General features: G+C 71.3%; 22 protein-coding genes. 8 read left to right on the top strand and 14 right to left on the bottom strand.

The window, feature by feature from the left end:
• Window positions 1-173: 173 nt before the first annotated feature.
• From ACT1U9_RS29840 to ACT1U9_RS29825, 4 genes are all read right to left on the bottom strand, one after another.
• Window positions 174-2,921: a LuxR C-terminal-related transcriptional regulator gene (locus ACT1U9_RS29840; RefSeq protein WP_444535724.1), complete on the bottom strand. Its 2,748-nt coding sequence runs from the start codon at window positions 2,919-2,921 to the stop codon at window positions 174-176.
• Between the two features lie 186 nt (window positions 2,922-3,107).
• Window positions 3,108-3,500 (bottom strand): hypothetical protein, encoded by a 393-nt coding sequence (locus ACT1U9_RS29835; protein WP_444535723.1) that lies wholly within the window; start codon window positions 3,498-3,500, stop codon window positions 3,108-3,110.
• A 143-nt stretch (window positions 3,501-3,643) separates the two neighbouring features.
• Window positions 3,644-4,702: a helix-turn-helix transcriptional regulator gene (locus tag ACT1U9_RS29830; RefSeq protein WP_444535722.1), complete on the bottom strand. Its 1,059-nt coding sequence runs from the start codon at window positions 4,700-4,702 to the stop codon at window positions 3,644-3,646.
• Window positions 4,703-4,767: 65 nt separating this feature from the next.
• Window positions 4,768-5,151, bottom strand: a complete 384-nt coding sequence (locus ACT1U9_RS29825; protein WP_444535721.1) for a peptidoglycan-binding domain-containing protein — start codon at window positions 5,149-5,151, stop codon at window positions 4,768-4,770.
• 235 nt (window positions 5,152-5,386) lie between these two features.
• Between ACT1U9_RS29825 and ACT1U9_RS29820 the strand changes: the two genes are divergently transcribed.
• The 3 genes from ACT1U9_RS29820 to ACT1U9_RS29810 all read left to right on the top strand — a co-directional run bounded on the left by ACT1U9_RS29820 (window position 5,387) and on the right by ACT1U9_RS29810 (window position 8,378).
• Window positions 5,387-6,232 (top strand): alpha/beta fold hydrolase, encoded by an 846-nt coding sequence (locus tag ACT1U9_RS29820; protein ID WP_444535720.1) that lies wholly within the window; start codon window positions 5,387-5,389, stop codon window positions 6,230-6,232.
• An 81-nt stretch (window positions 6,233-6,313) separates the two neighbouring features.
• A complete protein-coding gene (locus ACT1U9_RS29815; protein WP_444535719.1) occupies window positions 6,314-7,129 on the top strand; it encodes an alpha/beta fold hydrolase in 816 nt (271 codons plus the stop codon).
• A gap of 130 nt (window positions 7,130-7,259) precedes the next feature.
• Complete coding sequence (locus ACT1U9_RS29810; protein WP_444535718.1) at window positions 7,260-8,378, top strand: PP2C family protein-serine/threonine phosphatase; 1,119 nt, start codon at window positions 7,260-7,262, stop codon at window positions 8,376-8,378.
• A gap of 139 nt (window positions 8,379-8,517) precedes the next feature.
• Here ACT1U9_RS29810 and ACT1U9_RS29805 read toward each other — a convergent pair whose 3' ends face one another.
• From ACT1U9_RS29805 to ACT1U9_RS29795, 3 genes are all read right to left on the bottom strand, one after another.
• Window positions 8,518-9,006 (bottom strand): lamin tail domain-containing protein, encoded by a 489-nt coding sequence (locus tag ACT1U9_RS29805; RefSeq protein ID WP_444535717.1) that lies wholly within the window; start codon window positions 9,004-9,006, stop codon window positions 8,518-8,520.
• 287 nt (window positions 9,007-9,293) lie between these two features.
• The gene (locus tag ACT1U9_RS29800) at window positions 9,294-10,082 is read right to left on the bottom strand and encodes a class I SAM-dependent methyltransferase (RefSeq protein ID WP_444535716.1); all 789 of its coding nucleotides are present in this window, start codon (window positions 10,080-10,082) and stop codon (window positions 9,294-9,296) included.
• A 124-nt stretch (window positions 10,083-10,206) separates the two neighbouring features.
• Window positions 10,207-12,336, bottom strand: coding sequence for an FGLLP motif-containing membrane protein (locus tag ACT1U9_RS29795; RefSeq protein ID WP_444535715.1), 2,130 nt, complete (start codon window positions 12,334-12,336; stop codon window positions 10,207-10,209).
• Window positions 12,337-12,908: 572 nt separating this feature from the next.
• On the opposite strand from ACT1U9_RS29795, the gene ACT1U9_RS29790 reads away from it, so the two are divergent.
• A complete protein-coding gene (locus ACT1U9_RS29790; RefSeq protein ID WP_444535714.1) occupies window positions 12,909-13,712 on the top strand; it encodes a hypothetical protein in 804 nt (267 codons plus the stop codon).
• A gap of 67 nt (window positions 13,713-13,779) precedes the next feature.
• Here ACT1U9_RS29790 and ACT1U9_RS29785 read toward each other — a convergent pair whose 3' ends face one another.
• The 4 genes from ACT1U9_RS29785 to ACT1U9_RS29770 all read right to left on the bottom strand — a co-directional run bounded on the left by ACT1U9_RS29785 (window position 13,780) and on the right by ACT1U9_RS29770 (window position 17,974).
• A complete protein-coding gene (locus tag ACT1U9_RS29785; protein ID WP_444535713.1) occupies window positions 13,780-15,036 on the bottom strand; it encodes a S1 family peptidase in 1,257 nt (418 codons plus the stop codon).
• Between the two features lie 127 nt (window positions 15,037-15,163).
• Window positions 15,164-15,409 carry a WhiB family transcriptional regulator gene (locus ACT1U9_RS29780; RefSeq protein ID WP_444535712.1) on the bottom strand — a complete coding sequence of 82 codons (246 nt, stop codon included), beginning with the start codon at window positions 15,407-15,409 and terminating at the stop codon, window positions 15,164-15,166.
• Window positions 15,410-15,602: 193 nt separating this feature from the next.
• Window positions 15,603-16,841 (bottom strand): phosphodiester glycosidase family protein, encoded by a 1,239-nt coding sequence (locus ACT1U9_RS29775; RefSeq protein ID WP_444535711.1) that lies wholly within the window; start codon window positions 16,839-16,841, stop codon window positions 15,603-15,605.
• Window positions 16,842-17,020: 179 nt separating this feature from the next.
• Window positions 17,021-17,974 (bottom strand): NADP-dependent oxidoreductase, encoded by a 954-nt coding sequence (locus ACT1U9_RS29770; RefSeq protein WP_444539288.1) that lies wholly within the window; start codon window positions 17,972-17,974, stop codon window positions 17,021-17,023.
• A gap of 199 nt (window positions 17,975-18,173) precedes the next feature.
• Between ACT1U9_RS29770 and ACT1U9_RS29765 the strand changes: the two genes are divergently transcribed.
• Both ACT1U9_RS29765 and ACT1U9_RS29760 read left to right on the top strand, forming a co-directional pair.
• Window positions 18,174-18,539 carry a winged helix-turn-helix transcriptional regulator gene (locus ACT1U9_RS29765; protein WP_444535710.1) on the top strand — a complete coding sequence of 122 codons (366 nt, stop codon included), beginning with the start codon at window positions 18,174-18,176 and terminating at the stop codon, window positions 18,537-18,539.
• Between the two features lie 178 nt (window positions 18,540-18,717).
• Window positions 18,718-19,542, top strand: a complete 825-nt coding sequence (locus ACT1U9_RS29760) for a COG4705 family protein (RefSeq protein ID WP_444535709.1) — start codon at window positions 18,718-18,720, stop codon at window positions 19,540-19,542.
• A 47-nt stretch (window positions 19,543-19,589) separates the two neighbouring features.
• On the opposite strand, the gene ACT1U9_RS29755 is transcribed toward ACT1U9_RS29760, so the two are convergent.
• Window positions 19,590-21,167 (bottom strand): serine hydrolase, encoded by a 1,578-nt coding sequence (locus ACT1U9_RS29755; protein WP_444535708.1) that lies wholly within the window; start codon window positions 21,165-21,167, stop codon window positions 19,590-19,592.
• A 126-nt stretch (window positions 21,168-21,293) separates the two neighbouring features.
• Between ACT1U9_RS29755 and ACT1U9_RS29750 the strand changes: the two genes are divergently transcribed.
• Window positions 21,294-22,379 carry a hypothetical protein gene (locus ACT1U9_RS29750; RefSeq protein WP_444535707.1) on the top strand — a complete coding sequence of 362 codons (1,086 nt, stop codon included), beginning with the start codon at window positions 21,294-21,296 and terminating at the stop codon, window positions 22,377-22,379.
• A 17-nt stretch (window positions 22,380-22,396) separates the two neighbouring features.
• Window positions 22,397-23,080 carry a YoaK family protein gene (locus tag ACT1U9_RS29745; protein WP_444539287.1) on the top strand — a complete coding sequence of 228 codons (684 nt, stop codon included), beginning with the start codon at window positions 22,397-22,399 and terminating at the stop codon, window positions 23,078-23,080.
• Window positions 23,081-23,095: 15 nt separating this feature from the next.
• On the opposite strand, the gene ACT1U9_RS29740 is transcribed toward ACT1U9_RS29745, so the two are convergent.
• Together ACT1U9_RS29740 and ACT1U9_RS29735 are read right to left on the bottom strand one after the other, a co-directional pair.
• Window positions 23,096-23,623 carry an RNA polymerase sigma factor gene (locus ACT1U9_RS29740; RefSeq protein WP_444535706.1) on the bottom strand — a complete coding sequence of 176 codons (528 nt, stop codon included), beginning with the start codon at window positions 23,621-23,623 and terminating at the stop codon, window positions 23,096-23,098.
• An 84-nt stretch (window positions 23,624-23,707) separates the two neighbouring features.
• The gene (locus ACT1U9_RS29735) at window positions 23,708-24,970 is read right to left on the bottom strand and encodes a phthiocerol/phthiodiolone dimycocerosyl transferase family protein (RefSeq protein ID WP_444535705.1); all 1,263 of its coding nucleotides are present in this window, start codon (window positions 24,968-24,970) and stop codon (window positions 23,708-23,710) included.
• Window positions 24,971-25,749 lie beyond the last annotated feature (779 nt).

Below are 25,749 nucleotides of genomic sequence, written 5' to 3'. Positions count from 1 at the left end.
TGCTCGTCTTGCGGGTCTTGAGGACGATCGACATGGTCATTCACCTCCCCGATGTGTGGTGCGAACGGGTTCCAGAGTGCGGGGCGGGGACCGGTCGCGGGTATTGGCACATACCCCAGGTCGTGGCGCGTCAGGTCGTGAGCACGTCAGTCGTGGCGTCGGTCGTGTCCGCGTCAGGAGTACGCCGCCCGGACGACCGCGCTGGCCAGTGCGGCCCGCGAGGTGACGCCGAGCTTTCCGAAGGCGTTGGAGAGGTGCATCTGGACGGTCTTCTCGGTCACTTGCAGCCGATGCGCGATCTGACGGTTTGTCAGTCCTTCGCTGACCAGCGCCGCGACCTCGCCCTCGCGCCGGGTCAGGGCTGCCAGACCGCCGGGCCGTGCGACCTCTTGCGGCGGTCGCGTCGCCGCGATGCGGCGCCGCTCGACCGAAGCCCGGCGCGCGAGCGAGCGTGCTCCGCAGGCGGTGAACGTCCGGTGTGCCGTGGCCAGTTCGGCCGCCGCCCGCCGCGTCTCACCGCGAGCCGTCAGCGACGCGGCAGCCGTCAGCCGGGCCCGGTTGGCGTCGATCACCAGGCCCGCCTCGGTGAGCGCGTCGTACGCCGCGACGCTCGCCCGGAACGCCGAGTCGGAGCGCTGATGGGCGAGCACCTGGGCCCGGGCGAGCAGCGCCAGTCCGACGCGGCCCGGCAGGGCGAGCGGGCGGGCGGCCGCCATGGCCCGGTCGGCCCACCGCTCGGCCACATCGTCACGCCCGGCGGCCAGCGAGGCACGGGTGAACAGCTCGCACCAGTCGACCCTCGACCACACGTCCACCGCGGTCAGTTCGACGCCGCCCACTGCCCGTACGGCCGCGAGGCACGCCGTGGCATCGCCCGCGTCGAGCCGGGCCTCGGCGAGCGCGCGGGCGACGGACGCACCCGACCAGCCACCCGCCCCGGCCCCGCCCGGCAGATACTCCGTCGCCGCCGCCCCCGCCCGCAGCGCCGCGTCCACATCGCCCGTGACGACCGCGATACGGCAGCTCACGGCCAGCGCGCCGCTACGGGCCTCCTCGGCTCCGGACCGGACCGCCAGTTCCAGCGCCTCCGCCGCGGCCGCCTCGGCCTCGTGCAGCCGCCCCGACAACTGGGCCACGAAGGCGCGCGCCGTCAGCAGATGCGTCAGGGCGAACTCCCGTCCCGAGCGGCGCGCGACCGCGATCCCCCGGTCCAGATGGCCCATCGCGACCGATGTCCGCCCCAGCATCCCCTCGCTCCACCCGAGCCACAGCACCGCGTGGAGGTCACCGGCGAGTTGCCCATCCAGGAGACCGTCCACCAGACGTGCGGCGGACGCGCTGTGGGCCTGGGCCGAGGGGATGTCTCCGGTGAGTACACCGGTCAGCGACAGAAGCCCGTGCGCGGTCGCCGCCGGTCCCCGGCTGCCGCACCGCTCGGCGGCGGCCAGCGCGCGCCCGGCCCGCGCGGCGCAGTCGGCGGGGCGGCCGTCGCCGAGCTCGTCGCGGGCCAGCGCGAACTCCAGGACCCCGGCCGCGTCGGCGTCCCGCGCCGCAGCCCCGTCGAACGCGTCGACCAGCAGCGAACGGGACTCGGCATACCTGCCAAGGGCCCGCTCGACCAGCGCACACGCGGCCACCGCCTCCGCGTACCGCCCGGCGGGCTCGCGCGGCAGCACTTCCAGTACCGCGTGCAGCAGTTCACGGCTCTCGCGCAGCCGGCCGACCGCGCACAGCAGCCGCGCCAGCCGGAACTGCAGCCGGGCCCGCTGGGTCACGGCATCGGTCGGCAGCAGCCGCAGCGCGGCATTCAACCAGCGCACCGCACTGTCGGGCTGGCGAAAGCGCACCAGGTGAGCGGCCTCCGCCAGAATGCGCACCGCGTCGCGGTCACCGGGCCGTGCGGTGCGCTCCACATGGAACGCGCAGGCCGCCGCGTCCGCCTGACGACGCGTCAGTGCGGCGGCGACGGCGGTGTGCGCGGCGAGCCGCCAGCCCGGCAGGGCGCTCTCGTACACGACATCGCGCAGCAGCGGGTGCCGGAAGGTGAACGTCCGCGGTGCCTCGACCGGCCGTACGAGATCCTCGCCCGCCAGCTCGTCGATGGCCGAGAGGGTTGCGATCTCGGGGAGACCGGCGGTTGCGGCGACCAGTTCGGAGGTGAAGTGCTCCCCCACCACGGCGGCGGCGCGCGCCACTTGGCGTGCGGTCGCGGATACTCGCGCGAGCTCTGCGGCGACCTCGACCTCGAAGGCCGCGGCGTGGGTGTCGACAGCGGTCTCGGCGGCGTGGCCGTCGGCCTGCGCCAGGATCTTCAGATAGAGCGGATTGCCGCCGCCCACCCGTAAGAGCTCGGGTAACCGGCTCCCCGTGCCCCCAATTCGGTCCGCCAGGGCCTTCGCTTCGCTCACACCGAGCGGACCGAGGCAGACCCGTTCCACTTCCCACCCCCCGGCCACGGCGCTCCTCAGCAGTGCGCGCAAGCGCGGCGACGCCTGGCGGGGCCGGTGGGCGAGGGCGAACAGTACGGGCACCCCCGGCGGCCGTCGGAGCAGATCGTCGAGCGCGGCCAGAAGACCGTCGTCCGCCCACTGGAGACCGTCCAGCAGGAAGACGAGTCCGGAGGGCGGCGACGCCGCCTCCAGCCGCTTGCGGATGTCACCCGGGGAACCGTCGCCCCACACGTCCCCGAACAGCTCCCACGGCCTGCCGCCACCGGTCGCGGTCGCCTGGCCCGTCCGCACCACGTGCCCCCGGGCGGACGCAAGGCGTCCCAGTTCGGCGAGCAGGCGGGTCTTCCCGATCCCCGGCTCGCCGGTGATCTCCACCACCTGCGCCGCACCACCCGCGAACCGCCCTACCACGCGGCCCAGTTGGCGGCATTCCGATTCACGGCCGATCAATGGCTCCGACGTCGATGTCACTTCCGTCCTCCCCGTATGGACGTGTCGCAGGTACCTCGCCATGTCCAGCAGGCGATGTCCGCTCCAACACCATGAATACGGCTGCCGGGTCTCCCGTGTTCATCCCGGGCCGTACGAAACGCCGCGGCCCCCGCCGCGCACGGAGTGTGCGTGACGGGGGCCGCGTACCGGGAAAGCGGCTGAGCGTCAGAGCAGGCGCTGCGGGGCCTGGAACTGGTCGACCGGCGCGACGTTGCACGCGGCCTTGGGGCCGCCGAGCAGGTGTCCGCCGATGCCCTCGCCCTCGGGCAGCGGCACCAGGCAGCGGCCGTCGATGTTCACGAACGGGGCGCCGTAGGAGTTGAGGATGCCGCCCGGGTCACCGGCGATGGCGGTGTCGCCGTACCGGGTGCCGAAGTCCGAGGCACCCGACCCGTTGGTGGTCGGGCCCTCGGCCACGCGGGCCGCGCGGATGCTGTTGTGCGCGTTGTTGGTGGTGTTCTCGGCCTCGGGGCCGCCCGTGTGCGCCGAGGCGGGCCCGGCGACAGCCATGGTGGCGGCGGTGGCGAGTGCCGCGCCGGCCAGAACCTGCTTGATCACTATGGTGCTCCTGTTTGGGGTTGTTCCAGGGAGAAGTGCACGTGACAGGCCGCTTCGAACAAGCGAGCCTCTCCTCGCCACCCCAAACAGAGTGGATACGAAATAGGACACGATTTAGCACCCGTTCAGGCCAAAGGGCACGGTCAGGAGTCGAGTACGGCCGTCAGCTCGTCGCGGCCGCTGACCCCGGTCTTGCGGAACACCGCCTTCACATGGGTGTTCACGGTGTGCACCGACACCTCCAGACTGCGGGCGATCTGCTTGGGCGCCGCGCCGGAATACAGATGCTCAACGAGTTGGCGCTCGCGAGCGGTCAGGCCGTGCCAGGCCGAGAACGTGGACAGGAGGAGGGGGCCGGTGGCTTCCTGGAGGACCACGGCGACGTCGCCCTTGCCGTCCTCGTCGAGCGGTTGGGCGTGCACCACGACCCGGCGCCCGAGAAAGGCGGCGGGGCTGTAGGCCAGCGGCTTCGGGGCCGCCGGATCGATCCGGTGGCGGCGAGCGGCGAGCGTGATCTCGCGCATCGACACCAGCGGCATCCACTCCGGCGCGAGGCCGCGCGCAGGATCGATCTCCCGCATCCAGGCCTGCGCCTCGGGGGTGAGCGAGCGCACTTCGTGGTCGGGGCCGACGACGACCACCCCCGCGGGCAGCCGCATACCACCCGCCCTTGGTGCCCGGCCGATCGCGTACCGGCGCAACAGCGCGATCAGCAGCGGGGAGATCTGGACCAGCCGGTCCGCGTCGTCCCGGTCGAAGGATCTGCCGCCCTCCGCCCGCAGCAACGCCAGCAGCCCCCAGAGCCCCTGGCTGTCCCGGAGCAGCAGCCTCAGCTCGCACCCGGCGCCGTGCGCCGCCAGGATCTCCCGGGCGCGCCGATGTCCCCGGGTGGCCTCGGCCGTACGACCGCGCCCGCCGAGCAGTCCGACCGGTGCGCGCAGCCGCGCGATGTCGACCGGACTGAACGGGTCGTCGCCCAGATACGAGTCGTACAGCTGCGCCCGGACGAGATACGGGCTGAAGTCGTGCAGAAACCCGAACGAGACCGCACCGGTCACCGGGTTCATCCCGAACAGCCGCAACCCGTCATGTGCCACCCAGGGACCGACGGCCTCGGAGACCAGTGCCGCCAGCTCATCCCGTACGAAACGTTCCCCTACCGCCGCCTCCAGACAGCGAGCCAGTCGCTGCACATCCCCCACGCAGCCACTATCGCCCGCGCCCCGCAGGCCCGGACAGAGACTATTCGGGCATCCGCGCGGCTCGTTCAGTTGAGGGTCGGGACCGCCGCCCAGCAGCCGTTGGCGCGCCACACGTCCTTGCCGCCGTTGTTCTGCGCCACCATGAACTCGATGGTGCCGCCGGTCTGCCGCCCGACGACCCCGTCGACCGGGAGCCGCCAGAACCGCTGGAAGTTCTGCACGGCCGTCTTGGTGTTCGTGCCGTAGACGCCGTCTACGGCGAGCTTGGTCCCCGCGTACGCGTTGAAGGCGCGCTGGACGCATTTGATGCCGGTCTTGTTGTGCGAGCCGGTGCCGATGTTGGCGACACCGGGTCCGGCCTGCGCTGCGGTGGCGCCGAACAGGCCGCCGACCAGCAGTGCGGCCGCTCCTAGAGTCACCGATACACGTCGGGTGGTGTCGAGGCTCATGTCGTCTCCCGTTGTCACGTCTTGTGAGGTCCAAAGTCCGGCGGGAGTACGGTAGTTCATACCTTCTGACGGGTCATCGGACCCGGGGATGGCGATGCACGTGAACCAGCACGGTAGACGGCGGTGCGCTACCGCGCTGGTTGTACGACGGCGGGCACGGCGGTATGAAGCCCCGGCTCAGCACCCGCCCAAACCCTCTTGCCCCGATCGCCGCGCGACCACCAGGATGGCGGCCATGCCTACCTTCACCGCCGTCGACGGCACCGAACTCGCCTATCACCTCGTGGGCGAGGGCGAGCCCCTGCTCTGTCTGCCCGGTGGCGCCATGCGCGCCTCCGCCTATCTCGGGGATCTCGGCGGACTGTCGAAGCGGCGCACCCTGGTACTGCTCGATCTGCGCGGTACCGGCGACTCCGGTATACCCGCCGACCCGGCCACCTACCGCGTCGACCGGCAGGTAGCCGATGTCGAGGCCCTGCGCGCACACCTCGGCCTCGACCGGGTCGACGTCCTCACGCACTCGGCGGGCGGCGATCTCGCCCTGCTCTACGCCGCCGCGCACCCGGACCGCGTGCGCTCCCTCACCCTCATCACCCCGCGCGCCCGCGCCCTCGGCATCGACTTCACCCAGGAGCACCGCCGGGAGGCCGCCGCACTGCGGGCGGCCGAGCCGTGGTTCACGGCTGCGTACGACGCGTACGAGCGCATCTGGGGCGGCTCCGACGCCGATGCCGACTGGGACGCCGTCATCCCCTTCTTCTACGGGCGTTGGGACGCGGCTGCGCAGGCGCATGCCGCGCTCGACGTCTCGCAGACCAATATGAAGGCCGCCGACCTGTACGCGTCCCCCGAGGCGTACTCCCCCGAGACGGCCCGGGCGGCCATCGCCGGCTCGGGCGCGCGGGTGCTCATCCTGGCGGGCGAGCTCGACAGCGGCCCGCTCCCCCGCGTCGCCGAGGCCATGGCGAACCTGCTGCCCGGCGCCGAACTCGCCGTCCAGCGCGGCGCCGGCCACTTCCCGTGGCTCGACGACCCCGCGTACTTCACCCGGACCGTGGAAACGTTCCTCCGCTCCTGCTGACGGCGATGAGTTCTCGGCGCGCCGGAAGTCCTTCCTCTGTCACCGCGATCGCGGACGACCCCGTACGGAAGGACCGCTGGAATGACCACCATCCAGAGCATCGACGTCCCCGGCGCGCGCCTGCGCTACGAAGTACGCGGCGCGGGGCCGCTGCTGCTGGTCATGGGGGCGCCGATGGACGCGGCGGCGTTCGCACCGCTGGCCGAGGCGCTCGCGGACGACCATACCGTCGTCACCCATGACCCCCGGGGCATCTCGGGCAGCACCCTCACCGACCCCGAGCAGGATTCCACCCCCGAGCTGCGGGCGGACGACGTCGCCGCCCTCCTAGACGCCCTCGGCGCCGAGAACGCCGACGTGTTCGGCAGCAGCGGCGGCGCGGTGACGGGGCTCGCGCTCGTCGCCCGGCATCCCGGACGGGTCCGCACCCTCGTCGCGCACGAGCCTCCGCTGTTCGAGCTGCTGCCCGACGCCGCCGTGCGGCACGCCGAGACCGATGACCTCGTCGCGACCTTCCACCGCGAGGGCCAGGGGGCGGCGTGGATAAAATTCATGGCCAACGCCGGATTCGTCACCGGCGATGACGACGGTGTACCCGCCACGCCCCCGTCCGAGCCCACGCCGCAGGCCATCGCCAACGGCGCCCGCTTCTTCGAGTACGAGCTGCGCGGCACCACCCGCCATCTGCCCGACATCGCCGCGCTGACCGCGGGCCCGGCCCGGGTCGTCGTCGGCATCGGCGCCGACTCGCGCGCCCTGATCACGTATCGGACCTCCATGGCCCTGGCCGAGCGGATCGGTACGACGCCGGTCGAGTTCCCCGGCGACCACGGGGGCTTCGTCGGCCGGCCGAAGCAGTTCGCCGAGGTGCTGCGGCGGGTGCTGGCGGGGAACTGAGGGGGAGGCCGACACGCGCCGGCGTCCGTGCCCGCCGGAACCCGTTCGATGGCCCGGTCGGCAGGGGACTTCATGTGTCCGTCGGCCGGGCGTGGGGGATCCGGACCGGGGTGCGGTGTATTCAGGAGTCATGGATCTTCGGGAACCGCGCACGGATCAGCACCCGTATCACCCGCTGCGCCATGCGTTGCTGGTGGCACCGTTCGCGTTGATGGCCGTGGTGTCGGTGCTGGACGTCCTCGCGCCGCCCAATGTCCACCTCGGGCCGTTCCTGGCGGCAGCCCCGGCCATCACCGCGTCGTTCGCCGGTCCCCGGACGACCGGCCTCGTCGGCGCGGTCGCCGTACTGGCCCAGGTGGTGGTCGCGATGGTGCGGGGCAGCGTCACCGATCTCAACCACTCGGTCCAGATCGTCTCGCTGATCCTCATCTCGGTGTTCGTGACGCTCTTCGCCCATCTGCGCGAGGTGCACGAGCGGGAGCTGATCCAGCTGCGTTACGTGGCCGAGGCCGCGCAGCGGGTGGTGCTGCGCCCGTTGCGCGAACGGATCGGCCCGTTGCGCATGGCGTCCATGTATCTGTCCGCCGAGGCGGAGGCGCAGATCGGCGGCGACCTGTACGCCGCCGCCCGTACGCCGCAGGGCACCCGGCTGATCATCGGCGACGTACGCGGCAAGGGCATGGAGGCCGTGGGGGACGCCGCCGTCGTGCTCGGCACGTTCCGGGCCGCCGCGCATCAGGAGGCCGAACTGTCCGGCCTGGTCGCCTATCTGGAGGGCGCGGTCTGCCCGGACCTGGCCGACGTCGGCCCGAACGGCGACGAAGTCGACGACCGGGCCGAGGCGTTCATCACCGCCGCCGTCCTCGACATCCCCGATCGCGAACCGGCGCTCCGCCTCATCAACTGCGGCCATCCCCCGCCGCTGCTCCTGCGCGAGGGCCGCGTCATCTCCTTGGACGTGACCCAACCGGCGCCGCCCCTGGGCCTGGCGGGCCTCGCGGAACCCGCCCTCGTCGCGGAGACGTTCGCCTTCGAGAAGGGCGACATCATGCTCCTCTACACCGACGGCGTCATCGAGGCGCGGGACGGGGCGGGCACGTTCTATCCCCTGCCGGAGCGCCTGGCCACCTGGTCGGGCACGGGCCCCGCGTCGCTGCTGCGCCACCTCTGCGACGACCTGATCGCCCACGCGGCGGGCCACAGACTCGGAGACGACGCGGCAATGGTGGCGATCGAGCGCCTGCACTGAGCACGGGCGCCGGTGCGCTCGAAACGCGGCGTGCCCGCGGCCTGTTGTGGCCGCGGGCACGCCGCGCGGTGATACGTACCGGTGGTGGGGCCGGACGGCGGTTACGTCCTCGCCTTACGGGCGCTGCCGTCGGCCGGGGTCAGCGGTGGTGGTGACGCAGGTGGTGGGCGCCGCGGCCCCAGGACGCGGTGTCGAGGATCCGGCCGTGGGCGCTGCGCAGAGTGGCCGTGTCGCGGTTGTTGTCCCAGACATAGTGGTGACGGTCCTGGTAGACGTCGTGGCGCGTGTCGCGGCCGACGCCACTGTGGACCTTGACGGCGGAGTGGCCTTCGAGGAGCAGGCCGTGGAAGCGGTAGCGGGTGCCGTCGCTCGCGGTGAGCGTGAAGCCGCGCAGTTGGACCGCTCGGTGGCCGGTGTTCTTCACCTCCACCCACTCGCCGTTGAGGCTCCGGTTGGAACGGTCGTCACGGCCCGGGCTGTTGTACTGCACCTTGCCGATCACCACGGCCGAACGCGGGGCGTGCCGGTGGGGGCCGGCGGCGACGGCCGGCAGCGCGGCGGCACCGATCAGGGTGCCGGAGGCGACGAGGGTGGCGATGATGCGGCGGCTGGTGCGCGAAGCAGACATGTGCGTGCTCTCTCAAGGACAAGCCCCCAACGGCCTTGTTCGGGCCGGGTGATGGGGCGGGCCAGGTTCCCGGCTGCTGCCGAGGACCACACCTTCGCCCGCCCACTCACCGTCGGCGACGGTGAACCGACCCACTTTACGAATTCCGGACATTTCCGTAACTCTTGGTTGTGCCTGGAATCAACCTGAAAATGCACCTTCCGCCCGGTGAACACAGCGCTCGGCCTCCCCCAGCAGCCCGCACCGCGACGGAACTTCTGTAACGACGAACCCCCAGCGACAACACGTCACGCCTTGACGGCCGACGTCACCACCAGCGGCGGCCGTGCCCGCTCGGCGGCCCAGTCGCGGCTGCGCACATGCTCGGGGTCGGCCACGCCCACCGCCTCGTCGGGCGTCGCGTGGTGCTGTCCGACCTCGGTGAAGCCGACCTGTTCGAGCAGCGGCGGGAACACCCCGACGGGCCACGCGTAGTTGCGCACGGACTGCCAGGTCCCGTCGGTGCGGCGCAGCCGTACGGTCAGCGGCTCGCCCGGCCGGTACGTGACGCCCGGCTCGCCCACCCGCAGCGAGGCGTACTCGATGCCGGAGCAGGCCGGGTCGGTGGAGAGCAGCGCGAGCGGGGCTCCGGGCCGCAGCAGCCGGTGGATCTCGCCGAACACCTCCAGGAGGGTGGCTTCGTCGGGCAGCGACGCCAGCACGTGGTTGCACATCGCCGCGTCCGCGCACGCGTCCGGCAGCTCACTCACCCGGCCGTCGGCCACCAGGTGGTACTCGGCGTCCGGCGTGCCCTGCTCCCGGGCCAGGATGAGCATGTCCGGGGAGGCGTCCACCCCGATGATCCGCATCCCGAGCGCCCGGGCCGCCTCATCGGCCACATGCCCCGGCCCACAGCCGAAGTCGAGGAGGGTGCCACCCTTATGGCTCCCCCGCGCCACGGCCCGGAACACGAACGGATAGCCGAGCAGCCAGTCGCTCGCCGCGTCCACCGCCGCGAACGCCTCGGCGCCGTCGTGTCCCGCCCAGGCCCGACCCGGCTCGGGAGAGGACCGCCCACTTGCTCGTTCCTGCGACATCGTCTGGTCCTGTCTCTCAGGTACGCAACCGGCACGGGCTGGTACGTACCCGGCACGGGCCTCCCATCATCGACTCCGCCCCGGCGCGGCGCACGCCGCCGCCCCGGGCCACATCCGTCCCCGCTCAGCCCATCGCCGCCGTCCGGCGCTCAAGTCGGGCCACATAGCTGCGCAGCCCTGTCGAGAAGGCCCAGGCGGCCACGAACAACCCCGTCGCGATGGCCAGGGTGCACCAGCGCAGATCGTTCGAGACCACGAAACCGGGGCCGAACCCGGGGTGCGCGGAGTGCAGCAGGACATGGAAGAACAACGTCAGGGCGATCAGATACAGGCCGTACCAGGCCGGTTTGCTCCAGCTCTTGAGCGCGTGTCCGTCCATGCCGGCCAGCGGGAGCATCCCGAAGACCACGACCTCGATGCCGCCGACGACTATCAGGCAGACCGTATACGCGAGGAGGTACGGCGCGGTTCCGGGCGCGGCCGTACGCCCGCGCTCGATCAGCGGTGCGCCCACGGCCCACACGAGCAGTGCCGCGCTGAGGACGCAGATCCCGCCGATCATCACCGCCTGCCCCTTCGGCATGGCGTTGTACGGACGGCGCCCCGGAGGCACGGCGCCGAGCACCATGTAGACCGCCACCAGGCCGTAGACGTACGGGACCGGGAACGCCAGGCCACGCGAGAGCGCGGCCATGAGCACCGCGAGGACGAGGCCCGCGGGAACCACCCTCAACTCGGCCGGTACACCGCCCCGGCCGGGCCGCAGCAGGGAGTCCTTCGTCTTCTCGTACGTCACGAGGATCAGCAGCGTGCCCACCGCCGCACCCAGCGCCTTGGCCAGGGTGGACATGCCCCAGTGAGCCGTGGCGTCGGCCCAGACGACGAGGGCTCCGCCGAGCGCGGCGAAGGCGCCCATCCGGACCCAGCCGGGCAACCGGGCCGCCCGATCCCGCACCCGGCGTTGCCGCCGACGCTGACGCCACCAACGGCCCAGCGCGTTCTCCGCCAGCTGCGAGGGGAACGCCTTCTCCAGCAGCAGCACGAGCAGCAGGAACCACAGGGCCATGCCCACCGACCCCGCCACGTCCCTGAGCGCCCAGGAGATCTGGGCGGGGGTGCGTATGCTCCCCACGAGTCCGGCCGGGTGGTCGTGCCCAACATCGGGACCTGGCTTCTTGCCGCCGCCATTGCCCTTGCCGTTGCCTGTGCCCGTGCCGCCGCCCTGGTCGTGCGGCCCCGACGACTGCCCGGGTGTGTGCGAAGCGCTCCCGGACGGCGAACTCCCGTCGTCGTCCGAGGCGGTGGGAGCGGGATCCCGCGTAACAGTGCGAGTGGGGCCCGGTATGTCGGAGGCGGGCGAGGTCGGTGTGACCCCTGGAGTGGTGACCGCTGGAGTGGAGGGATCGGGCAGGCCCCCGGTCCCGCCCCCGTTCGGCGGAGTGACAGGTGGTGGCGAAACGGGTGGCGAAACAGGCGGTGAGACAGGTGGTGAAACGGGCGGTTGGGTCACGGTGAACGGTCGCGACACCGCGATACCTGCCGCCCCCGCCGCCACCGAACGGGCGGTCGACGCCGCCGCGCAGCTCACCGTCACCTGGTGCGCCCCGGCCGCCGCATCGGGCGGCACGGTGAACGACGTGGTGAGCGTGCCGTCCGCGGTGGGAGTGGCTTCGGCGTTCGGCAGCGCCGTCCCGTCCCACGCCACACGGGCCGCGCCATCGCACAGGAAGCCCTTGCCCGACACTTCCACCTGTGTTTTCGGCTCACCTGAGTCGGGCGTCAGGGTGAAGGTGGGATCCACGTGCGGCGGCCTCGACGCCTTCACGTAGCAGACCACCTCCACGGTCGTGGAGGGCCGACTGTCGCAGGTCGCGACAATCGTGTACGCGCCTGGAGCTGCGTCCTTGGGCACCTTGATCCGCTGCGAGAACCCGCCGTAGGCGTCGGTCACCAACGTGAACGAGGCCATCAGGTCTCCCGACAGGGCGAGCGGCCCGGCCAACGATTCTCCCTCCGTCGCACAGTCGAAGTGCCTGCCGACGAGAGTCAGATACGTGTCCTGTTCCGCCTCCACCGGGCTCACGGACAGCTCAGGTTTCACCGGAGTGCGGGTCGGCGGTGGGGTCGTCTTGTGCGGGTGCGGGGTCGCCTGCGACGGCGGCACCACCGCAGCGGGTGAGGACGGCGAAGGCGACGGCGCCACCCCGAAGCTCGCCCCCGACGCACAGACCAGCAGCGCCACCACGAGCGCCACGACAGGTAATCCCCTCACCCATAACCTGTTTCGCACAGCCGTCCCCCTCGTCCCCCTGCGGCCTCCCCGGACCGCCCCCATTCGGGTGTACTTCTCAGACGAACGGGCACCGCGCCGTCGTTTCCGGTGCGTGCAGCGCATCGGAGCGTGCTCCGACATCGTGCGCGCCCCGTGCGCCCCCATGCCCACGTCCCTCGGGCCAGGCACTTCGCGCCGGAGCAATCTGGCCAGAGTCACCGACGGAGAGGCGAGGTTCGGCAAACCGAAGCCACATGGGGCATCGGCCGGTTCACACTCACAGGAAGTACGCCGGGACACCGACACGGAAGGACGTGCAACCAGCGATCACACCGCCAACTACCCACACTCGCAACGGAGTTCACACCACCCCCTCGTACGCAACAAACCGTCCCGCACATACCGGGATCGGCGATCGGCGTTGTACCGTCGGGGGGTTGGCGGGGGTACGCCGACCCGCCAACGTGTGAAACTTATGCGTACTCACCTGTGCTGTTGCCGCAGAGATGGGTAGCATCCGGCGGCAACATCCAGCACGAAGAAAGCGAACTCTCATGGCGGACGAGCCGGACACCACCACTCTCAAGGACCAGTACGCGGCACGTGTTGCCGCCGACCTGGACGCCAACCAGCAGGACCAGGCACGTATCCGCACGGAACTCGACACACTCCAGACCCAACTCCAGGACCTGGAGCGGGACCACGGTCTGCTGCAGACCATGCGGAACACCCTCACCGACGCAACCCCCGCACCCGCGACGGCGACACCTCGTAAGCGCGGCCCGGTGAAGACGGCGGCGCAGGCCGCACCGAAGAGCCCGGCGAAGACGGCGAAGGCGCCCACCGCGCCCACCCCCGCCCCCGCTGCCGACACCACCCCCGTATCGGCCTCCGCCGCCGCACCCGCTCCTGCCCGGGCCACCGTGCCCAAGCCGCGGGCGCAGAAGGCGGACACCAAGGCGCGCAAGACGGCGAAGACCGCCGCCACCAAGGCCGCCAAGAGCGTCAAGAAGACGGCCGCGCCCGCCAAGGACCCGGCCCGTTCGGGTGCGGAGAGCGGTGGGCCCACCCTGCGCGAGCTGGTCCTCGGCCTCTTCGCGGACCACAAGGAGCCCCGCACGGTCGCGGACATCGTCGGCGAACTGGCCACGGCCCACCCGGACCGTACGACCAGCTCCCAGGTCGTGCGCAACACCCTGGAAGCGCTCGTCGCCAAGGGCGACCTGGAGCGGGAGCGCAAGCAGGGTTCGGTGTTCTACACCGCGCCCCAGCACGACGCCGCCACCGAGCAGGCTCAGGCACCTGCCCCCGACGCCAAGGCCGAGGCCGACGCCACGGCCGCTCCCGTGGAGGCGTGACACCACACACCGCGACCGGTGGGCGGGGCGAGCGCAACTGCCGTCACCCCGCCCGCCGGTGACGGACTCACCCCCGTCCACCACCACCATTGGGCGGCGCCGGTGCCGCAGGCGGCGCGGCCGATCCGTCGCCCGCGCCTCCCCCGCCGCCGTCACCCGAGCCTTGCCCGCCTCCGTTACCCGCGCCTCCGCCGCCCGCTCCGATCGTGGCTCCCGTGGCGGCCAGCGCGGCGGTGACCGGCTGGAAGAACGTCTCACCTCCTGCCTTGCAGTCGCCGCTGCCGCCGGACGTCAGGCCGACCGCGCTCCCGTCGGCGGTGAAGAGGCTGCCGCCGCTGTCGCCCGGCTCGGCGCAGACGTTGGTCTGTATGAGCCCGGTGACGGTGCCTTCGGGGTAGTTGACCGTGGCATTGAGGCCGGTGACCGTACCGTCGTGGAGGCCGGTAGTGCTGCCCATACGCAGGACGCGCTGTCCCACCGAGGCGTCGGCGGCACGGTTGATCTGCACTGCCCGTCCGCCGCCCGTGTTGACCGTACTGGGCGCGTTGGTGGCCGGGTTGTCGTAAGTGAGCAGGGAGAAGTCGGCGTTGCCGGGGAAGGTGGCCTTCTGGACGGTCGCGGCGGGTGCGCCGTTAGGGCTCAGCGACCACTGCTTGGCGGCGACGCCGCAGTGGCCCGCTGTCAGGAAACCGGGGCTGCCGTCCTGCGTCTTGACGTTGAAGCCGAGCGAACAGCGTGCCCCACCCCCGAATATGGCGTCACCGCCCGCGCTGAAGGGGGTGAACTGACCTGCGGATTTCTTGATTTGAGCCATGCCACCGCCGAGTGATCTGACGGCCTTCTCCAACCGGGCCAGCTGCCCGCCCTTGACCGTCCGGTCCGCCGAGACGACGATCCGGTTGGTCCGGGGGTCCACTGCCCACGCGGTTCCCGGGATGGTCACGGTGCGGGCGAGGGTGTGCGCGGCGGACCGCAGGTCGGCCGCGCTGTTGCGGACCGCACGCGGTACCGCTCCGGCCTTCTTGACCTGCGCGTTCGCCGCGTCGTCGGCACCGGCCACGTTCACGACGACCTGCTGTTTGCCGACGTCGAAGTACGCCCCCGCGAAGGCGTCGCCTAGCTGCTTGGCCAGAGTGTCGACCAGCGCCGACGCCGACGCGGCGTTCGCCTTGCCGGACGCGGGCGCGGCCCCGGCATCCGGCGGGGGTTCGGCCTCGGCCTGTGACGCGTTCGCGTGCGGGATCAGTACGGCCGCCGCGATGAGGCCCGCGGCCCCGGCTCCCGCCAATGCGACCCGCCGCTTGGGTATGCGCCTGTGAGTCAACTCGCCGCCTCCTGGGATGAGTTACGTCGCCGATCGAAACCGACGGAAGGTGTGCGCCTCTAGGTACGCATGCGATGGGAGTTGCGTTCATTGCCGTTGCAAAAAGGCTTCCCGCACGGCTGCCGCCTCACGCCACCCCCACCCCGCCCATCCGCCTTCTCAGGCTGCGCAGTTCGTACTCGCTGAGCCCGCCCCACACCCCCCGCTTCTCGCCGTTCGTCAACGCCCAGTGCAGGCAGGCCCGCTTGACCGGGCACTGCCGGCAGACCGCCTTGGCGTCCGCCAGCTGCTGCTCCGCCAGCCGCCTGCTGTACGTGGGGAAGAACAACTCCGGATCCGCTGTGCTGCACGCCGCACGCTCTCGCCAGTTCACCAGAAGATTCCCTTCTCGATGACAAGTGACCGAGATCGACCGGATCAGCGAGGCTTCGGATCAACTGCCGTTGGGCCCGAGGTCTCTCTGCTCCCTGATCCCTACCGCGTTGTTACGTCGGCCATCGACCGACCGTTCAACGCCCGTAGCCTCGATCCCTCGCGAGCGGTACCGCCCGACCACACGGCAGCGGTCAAGGCCGGGCGAACACACCGATCCCATTGGCCACGGATCGTTCGAAACTTCCCGGCGGCCGATTGCGTACGACGACATGCCGCTCGCCCGGGACCCGGGTGGCCAGAGTCGACGACCCACCACCGTCCAGGTTGACCGCGTCCTCGGCCCCGATGTCCCGCATCAGGCGGGCGAGTTCGGCGAGGGTCAGGCCCGCGTCGTTCTCGGCCGCGCCGTTCAGGGCGAGGAGGTAGAGACGCTTGCCCTGTGAGCCGATGCCCGCGCCGGTGCGCGTGGCGGCCGTACGGTCGTCGAGCCCGTCCAGCGGGCTGCGCCCGCGCAGCACCGGCAGACCGCCCACCGCGAACGTCAACGGCCCTTTGCGGCCGCGCAGCTGGTGGGCGAGGCCCACGCGCGCGTGGAGCCCCAGCGCGCGCAGAGCACGCGCGCCCTTCTCGCGTCCCACCAGAACGAACGTGTCGGCCGGGATCGGCCCCCGCCCCAGCGTGGCCGACGTCTTGACGACCTGGCCCCGCCGCACGGTCACCTCGTACGTGTCCTTGGTGCACGGCGCACCCCGCGCGCTGTCCGTGCCGCAGGCCGCGCGCGCCCGGGAGGCGTCCCCCCACTTCGTGGTGAACGCGCCCACTCCGCCCACCGGCACGGCGTACTGGTTGAACCCGTCGAGCCGCAGCTCGCCCTGGTCGGTCTCGACGCTTCCCTGGAGCCGCAGCCGGTCCACATAGGCGACCCGCCCGGTGGTGATGCCGAGGACGTCGCGCGCGCTGGTGCCGGGCGGCAGGGAGGGGCCGAAGCGCTGGCCGTCGGGCACGGCGGCCTTGAGCTCGCGGCCCGAGGCGATGGCGGGACCCACCGGGGCACCGGTGACCTCGACGCCGGGATGCTGCACCTCGCTTATGTCGAAGAAGTCCCCGTTGACGGCCGCGACCGCGTCCCGCGCGTCGGCCATGGCGGACACCCGGGCCCGCGCCGCCACCGCACCCGGGGTCAGGAGGTCCACCCTGACCCGGGGGTTGCGCAGATCGACCACGACCAGGTGGCCGTGGGTCGCCCCGTGCGACGCGGTGACGGTGAAGCTCCGGTAGTAGACACCCGGCCCGATCGCCACCGTACGGCCGTACGCCACGGCGGGGGCGCTCTGCGCCGCCCCGGGCGCGAGCACGCCCGTACCGACCACCGTCCCCGCCGCGGCGATCCCGACCACCGCACCACGCACCCACCGCAGGGGCCACCCCATAGCGCCTCGTCTCCTGGGACCACTCCTGGACCGGCAGCGTAGCGAGACTCGGGGCCGCTGAACGGCAGGCTCGACACGTTGGCCAAGAACAGTCCAGCGCTCGGCGACGCTCTGCGAGGCGTATGGGGTACGTGTGCTGACGACTCATCAGAGAGTCGTGTGCGAGATTACTTGTGGCACTACTCGGCCACGCGCAGGACGATCTTGCCCCGGGTGCGGCCCCCGGCCACCCGGACGTGCGCCTCGGCGGCCTCCTCCAGCGGGAGCACGTCGGCCACCTCGACCTTGATCGCACCGGCGTCGATGAGCCCGGCGAGGGCGGTGAGGGCGGTGCCGTCCGGCTCCACCAGGTAGGGCCGCGCTCGCACGCCCGCCTCCGCCGCCTTCTCGGCGAGGTCGTCCGACACCCCGGACGGGACCGCGACCAGCAGGCCGCCCGGGCGCAGCACCGCGAGGGAGCGCGTGCTGGTGGCGTCGATCTCCTCGCCGACGAGGTCGACCGCGACGTCGACGCCGGAGAGCTCCTTCTCGAACCGGGTGGCGGTGTAGTCGACGACCTCGTCCGCGCCCAGTTCCCGCAGCCACGCGTGCTTCGCGGCGCTCGCGGTGGCGATGACGTACGCGCCGAGGTGCTTGGCGATCTGGACGGCGAAGTGTCCGACGCCACCGGCCGCGGCGTGCACGAGGACGCGGTCGCCGGGGCGGACGTCGGCGGTGTCGACCAGGATCTGCCAGGCGGTGAGGGCCGCGAGCGGGACGGCGGCGGCCTCGTCGTGGCTCAGCGTGGCGGGCTTGCGGGCGAACTGGCGGGCCGGGGCCGTGACATACTCGGCGTAGCCTCCGGCCGCGCGCGGGAACCACGGCATCCCGTACACCTCGTCGCCGACGGCCAGGGTGTGCACACCGAAACCGACCTCCTCGACGACCCCGGAGACGTCCCACCCGAGGACGAACGGCGGCTCCCCGAGGACGCCCGCCATACCGGCGCCGCCGCGCGTCTTCACATCGACCGGATTGACCCCGGCGGAGACGACGCGGACGAGCACCTCGGTCGGCAGCGGCGCGGGGCGCGGCACCTCCGCGAGGTGCAGGACCTCGGGGCCGCCGAAGGTCTGCTGGGTGATGGCGCGCATGGTGGACGTGGCGGGTGTGACGGCGGACACGGGTGGCTCCTCGGTAGTTCCCTGGCGGGTGATGGACCCCGCCGTGATCTGTGCCGCAAAGCTACGTTCCGGGTAGTAGTAACCTGCAAGGGCACCTACTACCTTTTGGGTAGCATCACAGCTCAGAGAGCTTCCGCTACCGCCACTGCGACTCCGAGGACGTTCCCGTATGGGCAGGACCTGCGACACCGGCAGCCACGACAAGCACGACGTGTACGCGGCCCTGTGCCCGTGCCGCAATGTGCTCGATCTGCTGGCCAACAAGTGGAGCGCCCTCGCGATCGGCGCCATGGAGGACGGCCCGGTGCGCTTCGGAGCGCTCCAGCGGTTCCTGGAGGGCATCAGCCCCAAGGTGCTCACGCAGACGCTGCGGCGCCTCGAAGAAGCCGGGCTCGTCTCCCGCACGGTCTACCCCGCCGTCCCGCCGCACGTCGAGTACGCCCTCACCGAGCTGGGCCACAGCGCCGCCGAGCCGCTGGCGCACATGCGGAACTGGGCCGAGCGGAACATGGATCTGCTCTACGCCGGCGAGTGATCCACGGGGCCACGCACCCCGCACCCCCGCCGCCGCATCGCTCACAGCCAGATCGTCTACAGTCATGTAGACGTTGGCCCGGTCGGTCGCGCCCGCCCGGACCGGGCGGCTCAACCATGCCCGGACGGCGGACAGTTGCGGACTGCGGCGCAGCGGCGCCGGAAGGGCGGGAACGAGCATGGCACAGCCGGGCGGCGCGGCGACCAGGCCGGTAGGAGAAGGACGGCACCGGGGCACGGTGCCCCGCCAGGGCGCGAGCTCGGCCCTGAGCAAGGTTCCGGAGGTCACCGCCCTGTTCTGGGTGGTGAAGGTGCTCACCACGGGCGTGGGCGAGACCGCGTCCGACTACCTGGGCCGCACCCTCGGCCCCATACCCGCGGGCACCCTGGGCCTCGCCGGGCTTGTGGCCCTGCTCACGCTGCAGTTCCGCGCGGTGCGCTACCGGCCGTGGACGTACTGGTCGGCGATCGTGATGGTCAGCGTGTTCGGCACCATGGCCGCCGACGTCATCCACGTCGTGGCCCATATCCCCTACGCGGTGTCGGCGGTGGCATTCTCCGTGGCACTGGCCGCCATCCTGATCGCCTGGTACGCCAGCGAGGGCACGCTGTCCATCCACAGCATCCGCACCCCGCGCCGCGAGACGTTCTACTGGGCGACCGTCCTCACCACGTTCGCGCTCGGCACGGCGGTGGGCGACCTCACGGCGGGCACGCTGAACCTCGGCTACTTCCCGTCCGGTGTCCTGTTCGCCGCCCTCATCGCGGTACCGGCGCTCGCCGGACGCTTCCTCGGGCTCAACGCGGTGGCCGCGTTCTGGTGGGCGTACGTCCTGACCCGCCCGCTCGGTGCGTCGTTCGCCGACTGGATGGGCGTCCCCACCACCCGCCACGGCCTCGGCTGGGGCACCGGCCCGGTCACCCTGGCACTCTGCGTCCCGATCGCCCTGCTCATCGGCTACTTGGCGAACACGCACAAGCGCCAGTCGCTCCAGGCGGTTTGAACCACTGACACCGACAAAAGGCCGGCGGGCATCGCTCCCGGGCGAGGCTAGCCGGCCTTGGTGAAGGTGCCGAGACCGTTGTGGTCGAGGTATTCCACCGTGACCGTGTTGTCCTTGAAGGTGACCCCGGTGGGCCCGATCGCGTTCTCGCCGGTCGTCTCGAAGCTGAAGACGTCACCGCTGTAGTGGGTCAGCGGGAACCGCATGTGCCGGGGCCCGAGTTCGGCGACGAGGCCCGACGCCGACTCGGTGACGGTGAGGCGGCCGTAGTACGCGTTGTCATACGTGCCGGTGTACGCGCTGGTGGCGCGGGCGGGCTTCGCGTCGGCCGGCGGATGCGCGTAATCCGTGCTGGAGCGGCCCTGGTTGAGCTGCTTCTCCAGCGCTCCGCCGATGAGCGGCAGCCAGTCCCGTGTCGGTTTGCCGGACTGCGCGGTGTCGAAGAAGTCCTGCGCCACGGTCTCCGGCACACCGATGGGCGCGCCGTTGGTGAGCACCACGATGCCGAGCTGTTCGGCGGGGAGCATGGTCACATTCGTCGCGGCACCGAGCGCGAAGCCGCCCGAGTGGCCCAGGCGCAGCCGGCCGCTCTCGTCGTAGGAGACGTTCCAGCCGAGGCCGTAGAAACCGGCGCGGTCGGTGGGTGCGGCCGGGGGCTGCGAGATGACCTGCGGAAGGCGCGTCTGGGCGAGCCCGGCCGGGTCGATGATCTGGTGTCCGCCGAGTTTGCCGTTGGCCAGCTGGAGGCGCAGCCAGCGGGACATGTCCTTGGCCGTGGAGCTGACGCCGCCCGCCGGTGACTGGGCGTCGGCATCACGGACGAACCGGGCGCTCCAGGTGCCGTCGGCGTTCTTGACGTGGGTGACGGCCTTGTTCTTGGCCTTCTCGAAGTCGGCGAAGCGCGAGCTGGTGGAGTTCATACCGGCGGGCTTGTACAGCGTGTCCTCGCTCAGCTTCTCCCAGCTGACGCCCTTGGCCCGGGCGACGGCCTCCGCGGCCGCCGTGAGACCGAAGTTGGTGTACGCGTAACTGGCGCGGAAGGGTGTCAACGGCTCGTACCGCAGATGGTCCAGGATGTACGCGCGGTCGTAGCCCAGGTCTTCAAGGAGATCGCCCGCGTGGTCCGGCAGACCGCTGCGGTGCGCGAACAGGTCCGCGACGGTGACGTGCGAACTCACCCACGGGTCCTTGAGCGCGAAGCCGGACAACTGCCCCGCGACCGGGGTGTCCCAGGTGAGCTTGCTGTCCTTGCCCGCGCCCACCGCACCCGCGACCACGGTGGAGGCGACGGGCTTGGACACCGAGGCGATCTCGAAGACCGTGTCGGGGTCGATCTTGCCCTGTTCACCGACGTGCCGGACCCCGAAGCCCTTCAGGTACACCACCCGGTCCTTGTGGACGACACCCACGGCGACGCCCGGGACTCCCGTGCGTTTCATGATGGCTGATACGACCGAGTCGAGCTGGTCGACGGCCTTGTTCACCTGGTCGTCGGTGAGCTGGGGAGCCGGTGGCGGCGGGCCGGACGGGGAGGGGCCCGCGGCGCCCGCGCCCGTTCCGCTCGCCCCGGCCAGCAGGGCCGCCAGGGCACAGACGGTGAGCGCACGGCTCCGGCTCGGTCGCATGCCCGGTGCGGCATGCATACCTTTCATTGAACACCCGTGCTACGACGCTGTCGCGCGGTGTCCGCCCCCGGGCGGGCGGTGCGCTTGAATGATCTCGACGAGTGACCGGGAAGGAACAGAGCTGCGGTGCGTGTACTACAGGGCATCACGGGTGCCGTCATCGTTCTGGGGATCTTCTCCTCGGTGCTGCGGACACTGGTCATCCCCCGGCCGACGCGTTCCGGCTTCACCCACATCGTCCAGCGCCTGGTCCACCGGCCCTTCCAGTTGGTCGCCGACCGGCTTCCGGACGCCGAGGCGAAGGACCGCATACTCGCCCCGGTGGCGCCGCTGTCCATCGTCGTGACGCTGATGGGCTGGCTCGCGTGCTTCATGGTGGGCTACGCGCTCCTTGAAGCGGCCGTCAGCAACCTCCCCATCAGGGACGCGATGGTCGAGTCCGGCTCCTCGCTCTTCACCCTCGGCTTCGCCAGCGGCACCCGCGTATCGCTCAACGTCATCGACTTCTGCGCCGCCGCGACCGGTCCCGTGGTGATCGGCCTCCAGGTGGGGTATCTGCCCACCTTGTACGGTGCCTACCAGCGCCGCGAGACCGAGGTGACGCTCCTTCAGGCCCGCGCGGGCAGCCCGCCGTGGGGCCCGGAGATCCTGGCCCGTTACGCGCAGGTCGAGATGGTGCACAGCGTCACCGAGCTCTTCCGCAACTGGGAGCGGTGGAGCGCCGAGGTGAGCGAGAGCCACACCACCTACCCGGTGCTGCTGCACTTCCGCTCCCCCAAGGCGAACCGCAACTGGCTGATCGCCCTGCTGTCGGTGATGGACGCGGCGGCGCTGCGTCTCGCCTTCAACCCCTCGCAGCCGCAGCCCGAGGTACGGATGGCCCTGCGGGCCGGGTTCGTGTGCCTGCGCGACATCGCCGATATGCGCGGCATCCCGTACGACCGCGACCCGCACCCCGACGACCCCGTCCAGCTCACGTACGAGGACTTCCTGCACGGTGTGGCGCGCATGGCCGACCAGGGGTATCCGATGGAGCGCACACCCCAGGAGGCGTGGCCGCACTTCCGTGGCTGGCGGGTCAACTACGAGCAGTTGGCGCACTGGCTGGCGCGGGACATCGACGCGGTGCCCGCGCCCTGGTCCGGACCGCGCCGCACCTCCGTGGCCATCCGCACCCCGGTCACGCCGGTCGACCGCCGCCCGGTCGGATGAAGGGAAGGCGTATGAACGTGGACACCCTGCTCGCCCGTGCCGCCGCCCGGATGTTCCCGGGCACTCCGGGACACCACGGGGTGCTGCCGCCGCTGCTCGTCGTGCTCACCTTCGTCACCGGGCTTGTGGACGCGGTCAGTTATCTGGGGCTCCATCACGTCTTCGTCGCCAACATGACGGGCAATGTGGTCTTCCTCGGCTTCGCGCTGGCGGGCGGGACCGGGCTGTCCGCCGTCGCCTCCACCCTCGCCGGGGTCGCCTTCCTGACCGGCGCGCTGGCGGGTGGACGCCTCGCACCTCGTATCGCCGAGCCGGTACGGCTGTTCGCCCTGCTGGTCGCGGCGCACGCCGTGCTGGTGGCGGCGGCTCTGGTGACCGCGCTGGCGGCGCATGTGACGTACGTACTGATCGTGCTGCTCGCCCTCGGTATGGGGATGCAGAACGCGGTGGTACGCAGGCTCGCGGTGCCCGACCTCACCACGACGGTGCTCACCATGACGCTGACCGGTCTGGCCGCCGACCCGCCGGGTCCTGCCGGGGTGCGACGGCTGCTGTCGGTCGCGGCGATGTTCGGCGGCGCCCTGGCCGGTGGTCTGCTCCAGCGCCACCACGGCACGGCCGCCGCGCTGGCGCCGGCCGTGCTGCTGCTCGTCGCCGTCGTACTGGCGGCGGGAGCCTCCGCGCGGCCCGTTCCGGCGTGACCGGCACCCGCCGGGTCAGGACGCCTGCTGGTGCCAGGCGTGCTGGAAGTTGCGGCGGGCCCGGTGAAGGCGGGAGCGGACGGTGCCGACCGGGAGCGCCAGGGTGGCCGCCATCTCCTCCTCGTTCATGCCGTACACGGCCCGCAGCATGAGCACCTGGCGGTGCTGGTCGGGCAGCCGGTCCATGGCGTCGCTGATGTGCACGGTGTCCAGGGGATTGCCGTCCAGGGCCCGGTCGGTCAGGTCGTCGGTGGGTCCCTGGTTCAGCCGTTTCGAGGTGCGGACCGCCTCGCGTACGGTCACCGCGCGCACCCACCCGTAGAAGGCCTCGGGCTCGCGCAGCCCCCCGATGCCCCGGAAGATGGCGAGCAGCGCCTCCTGCGCGGCGTCCGAGCTGTGGCTCCGGGCGATCGGCAGACAGAGCCGGCCGACGAAGGGCGCGATGTGCAGAAGGATCTCGTTCATGGCCCGGTCGTCCCCGGCCTGCGCGCGGGGCAGCAGGGCGGTGGTGACAGGGACCCGCGAATCGTTCGTCGTTATCACCGCAGGACTACTCCTGAACTCAGCCTGCTGATACAGGGTGCGTGGATGGTGCGTACCGCGTGGGAAGGGCGTCCTCGGACGCACTCACGCCGGGACCGCCACCGCGCCCTCGGCGTCGCCGCGGTGTGCGGAGAAACCGAGCAGGGTGGCGTGCAGGCTGTCGCGGATCTCGCTCATCTGACGGCGGGTGAAACATGCGGTGCTGTAAGGGAGTTCCACGCACAGGCGGCCGTCGAAGCTGGTCACGCAGCTCATCAGCGGGCCGCGTCCGGCCTGGGGGAAGTAGTTCTCGCGCGCCGGGACCAGCCGTACGTCGACGATCTCAAGGCCGGGCGGGGTCACCGGGCCCGCGACGCGGCCCATGTTGGTGACGATGACGCTGGTGGCCAGCAGGGCGGGATGTTCGGGCACCCGGGGAAGGAGCCGCATCTCGTGCAGGAAGTCGCCCCGGTCGAGGGCGGTGTGCAGGTTCTCGGTGATCTGCCGGGCCAGGGCCAGCGGATCGGAGTCGTTGCTCACCTCCAGCACGTCCAGGCAGGACGTGACCGCGGGCACCATCACTTCGCGAGCCAGCGGAGGTGTGATCCGGGAGCGCAGATCCACCGGTGACATACAGCCGAGCGAGCGCGGGCCGGGGTCGCCGTCGAGCCGGTGGCGCACCGCCTTGAGCATCGCGGCGCCCACGAACCCGTGCACGGACACACCCTCGGCCTTGGCCGAGCGCAGCAGCCGCTCGGTCTCGCCGGGTCCCAACAGCACGCGCTGTATGGCCAGTTCGGGAGAGTCGGGGTCCGTACCCACCGCGTCGTACGGCAGACAGGTCACCGGGTGCTGCCGGGCCCGCTCGATGCGGCGCGCGAGGTAGTCCTCGGTCTCCTGCTCGGAGGCGGCGGGAAGCAGCTCGGAGACGGGACTCGGCCATTCAGCGGCCGCCTCGACGGACGTTCCTTCGGCGAGTGCCGTATACGTCTCCCACAGTGCGTTCTGCAGGGCGATGCCGCTGTGGCCGTCGGTGATGGTGTGGTCCACGCTGAGCATCACGGTGTGTTCACCCGCGCCCCGCAGCAGCACCGCACGGACCAGCGGACCGCCCACGGGCAGCGGGATGTTGAACTCCTCGATGAAGGCGTCGGGCCCGCCGTCCCGCACCAGCAGCGCCGGCACCTCGGCCTCGGCCAGCGGCTCCAGCACGGCCGCCCCGCCCTCGACGGCGATCCGGCAGCGCAGCGAGGGATGCTCGGCGACCTTGGCCGCGAACGCGGCGGCGAGCAGCTTCTCGTCGAGGTCGCCCCGGACCGTGCAGGAGAGCACGGCGCGGCTGCGTTGCGCCACGTAGATCGTTTCCACCGGGCATAACTTGCGCTGCATTTGAATACCTTTCAATTTTCATCCACGCGTCACACCGCGCCCGTCCGCGCCTCCCCCGCCCGGCGACGGCTGCTCACACGGTACGCCAGAGCGGGTACGCGAAAACACGGAAACCCTTCGCGCATTACTCCACGGCCGCATTGGCCCGCGCCCGGGATCCCGAATCGGCTTCAGTGAAGCGGGAATTACGACCTCTCGCAAGAGGCAGAAGGGTACCTCGGCGAGTGACCTATCCCTCAGAAGCGAGTGGGCAGGTTCCGCATCCACCGCTCAGGGAATACCCATCGCCACCCGGGCGCTAACCGGCCGGGACCGATCTTCCCCGTCACGCAACCGTATTTGGCTGAACATGATCGCCTCATCGACCCTCAGAACCCGCTGTATACAGGGGTTCTGGCAGGCTGGCACTTGCCAGGAGCACGATTGACAATCGGCCATGACCGATTCATGAACACACCCTGAACGCCCGAAGCTGGCCGGATTCCTATGGCTGTGCACATGCCATGGGGCACGATGAACCCCGTAATCACAGGGGATTGAGGCCACCGTCCTGCGACACACGCGGGAGATCCTCCCCTTGACCGCCCGACTTCTCCTCATGCAGGGTTACTGACCTGAGAAAGGTTGGCCTCACCACGGCACCACCCGGGCTCCTCGAAGTCCCGCCTCACCAGCGGCATTTCGGCGACGCATTTCGGTGCCGTCTTTGTGGATCACAATTCCGCTGACGCAGTGAGCGGGCCGCACACGCCTGCCCG

Source organism: Streptomyces sp. BR1 (assembly GCF_052373795.1).
Lineage (GTDB): Bacteria > Actinomycetota > Actinomycetes > Streptomycetales > Streptomycetaceae > Streptomyces.
The sequence above is the reverse complement of the archived record's forward strand: the minus strand, read 5'-3'. Positions and strand labels throughout refer to the sequence as shown.

What these genes read in the sequence shown, in the direction of transcription:
- ACT1U9_RS29810 (WP_444535718.1), top strand. Translation starts at nt 7,260, where the DNA reads ATGGATCTTCGGGAACCGCGCACGGATCAGCACCCGTATCACCCGCTG.
- ACT1U9_RS29755 (WP_444535708.1), bottom strand. Translation starts at nt 21,167, where the DNA reads ATGCGACCGAGCCGGAGCCGTGCGCTCACCGTCTGTGCCCTGGCGGCC.
- ACT1U9_RS29820 (WP_444535720.1), top strand. Translation starts at nt 5,387, where the DNA reads ATGCCTACCTTCACCGCCGTCGACGGCACCGAACTCGCCTATCACCTC.
- ACT1U9_RS29790 (WP_444535714.1), top strand. Translation starts at nt 12,909, where the DNA reads ATGGCGGACGAGCCGGACACCACCACTCTCAAGGACCAGTACGCGGCA.
- ACT1U9_RS29815 (WP_444535719.1), top strand. Translation starts at nt 6,314, where the DNA reads ATGACCACCATCCAGAGCATCGACGTCCCCGGCGCGCGCCTGCGCTAC.
- ACT1U9_RS29770 (WP_444539288.1), bottom strand. Translation starts at nt 17,974, where the DNA reads ATGCGCGCCATCACCCAGCAGACCTTCGGCGGCCCCGAGGTCCTGCAC.
- ACT1U9_RS29805 (WP_444535717.1), bottom strand. Translation starts at nt 9,006, where the DNA reads ATGTCTGCTTCGCGCACCAGCCGCCGCATCATCGCCACCCTCGTCGCC.
- ACT1U9_RS29765 (WP_444535710.1), top strand. Translation starts at nt 18,174, where the DNA reads ATGGGCAGGACCTGCGACACCGGCAGCCACGACAAGCACGACGTGTAC.
- ACT1U9_RS29800 (WP_444535716.1), bottom strand. Translation starts at nt 10,082, where the DNA reads ATGTCGCAGGAACGAGCAAGTGGGCGGTCCTCTCCCGAGCCGGGTCGG.
- ACT1U9_RS29825 (WP_444535721.1), bottom strand. Translation starts at nt 5,151, where the DNA reads ATGAGCCTCGACACCACCCGACGTGTATCGGTGACTCTAGGAGCGGCC.
- ACT1U9_RS29760 (WP_444535709.1), top strand. Translation starts at nt 18,718, where the DNA reads ATGGCACAGCCGGGCGGCGCGGCGACCAGGCCGGTAGGAGAAGGACGG.
- ACT1U9_RS29775 (WP_444535711.1), bottom strand. Translation starts at nt 16,841, where the DNA reads ATGGGGTGGCCCCTGCGGTGGGTGCGTGGTGCGGTGGTCGGGATCGCC.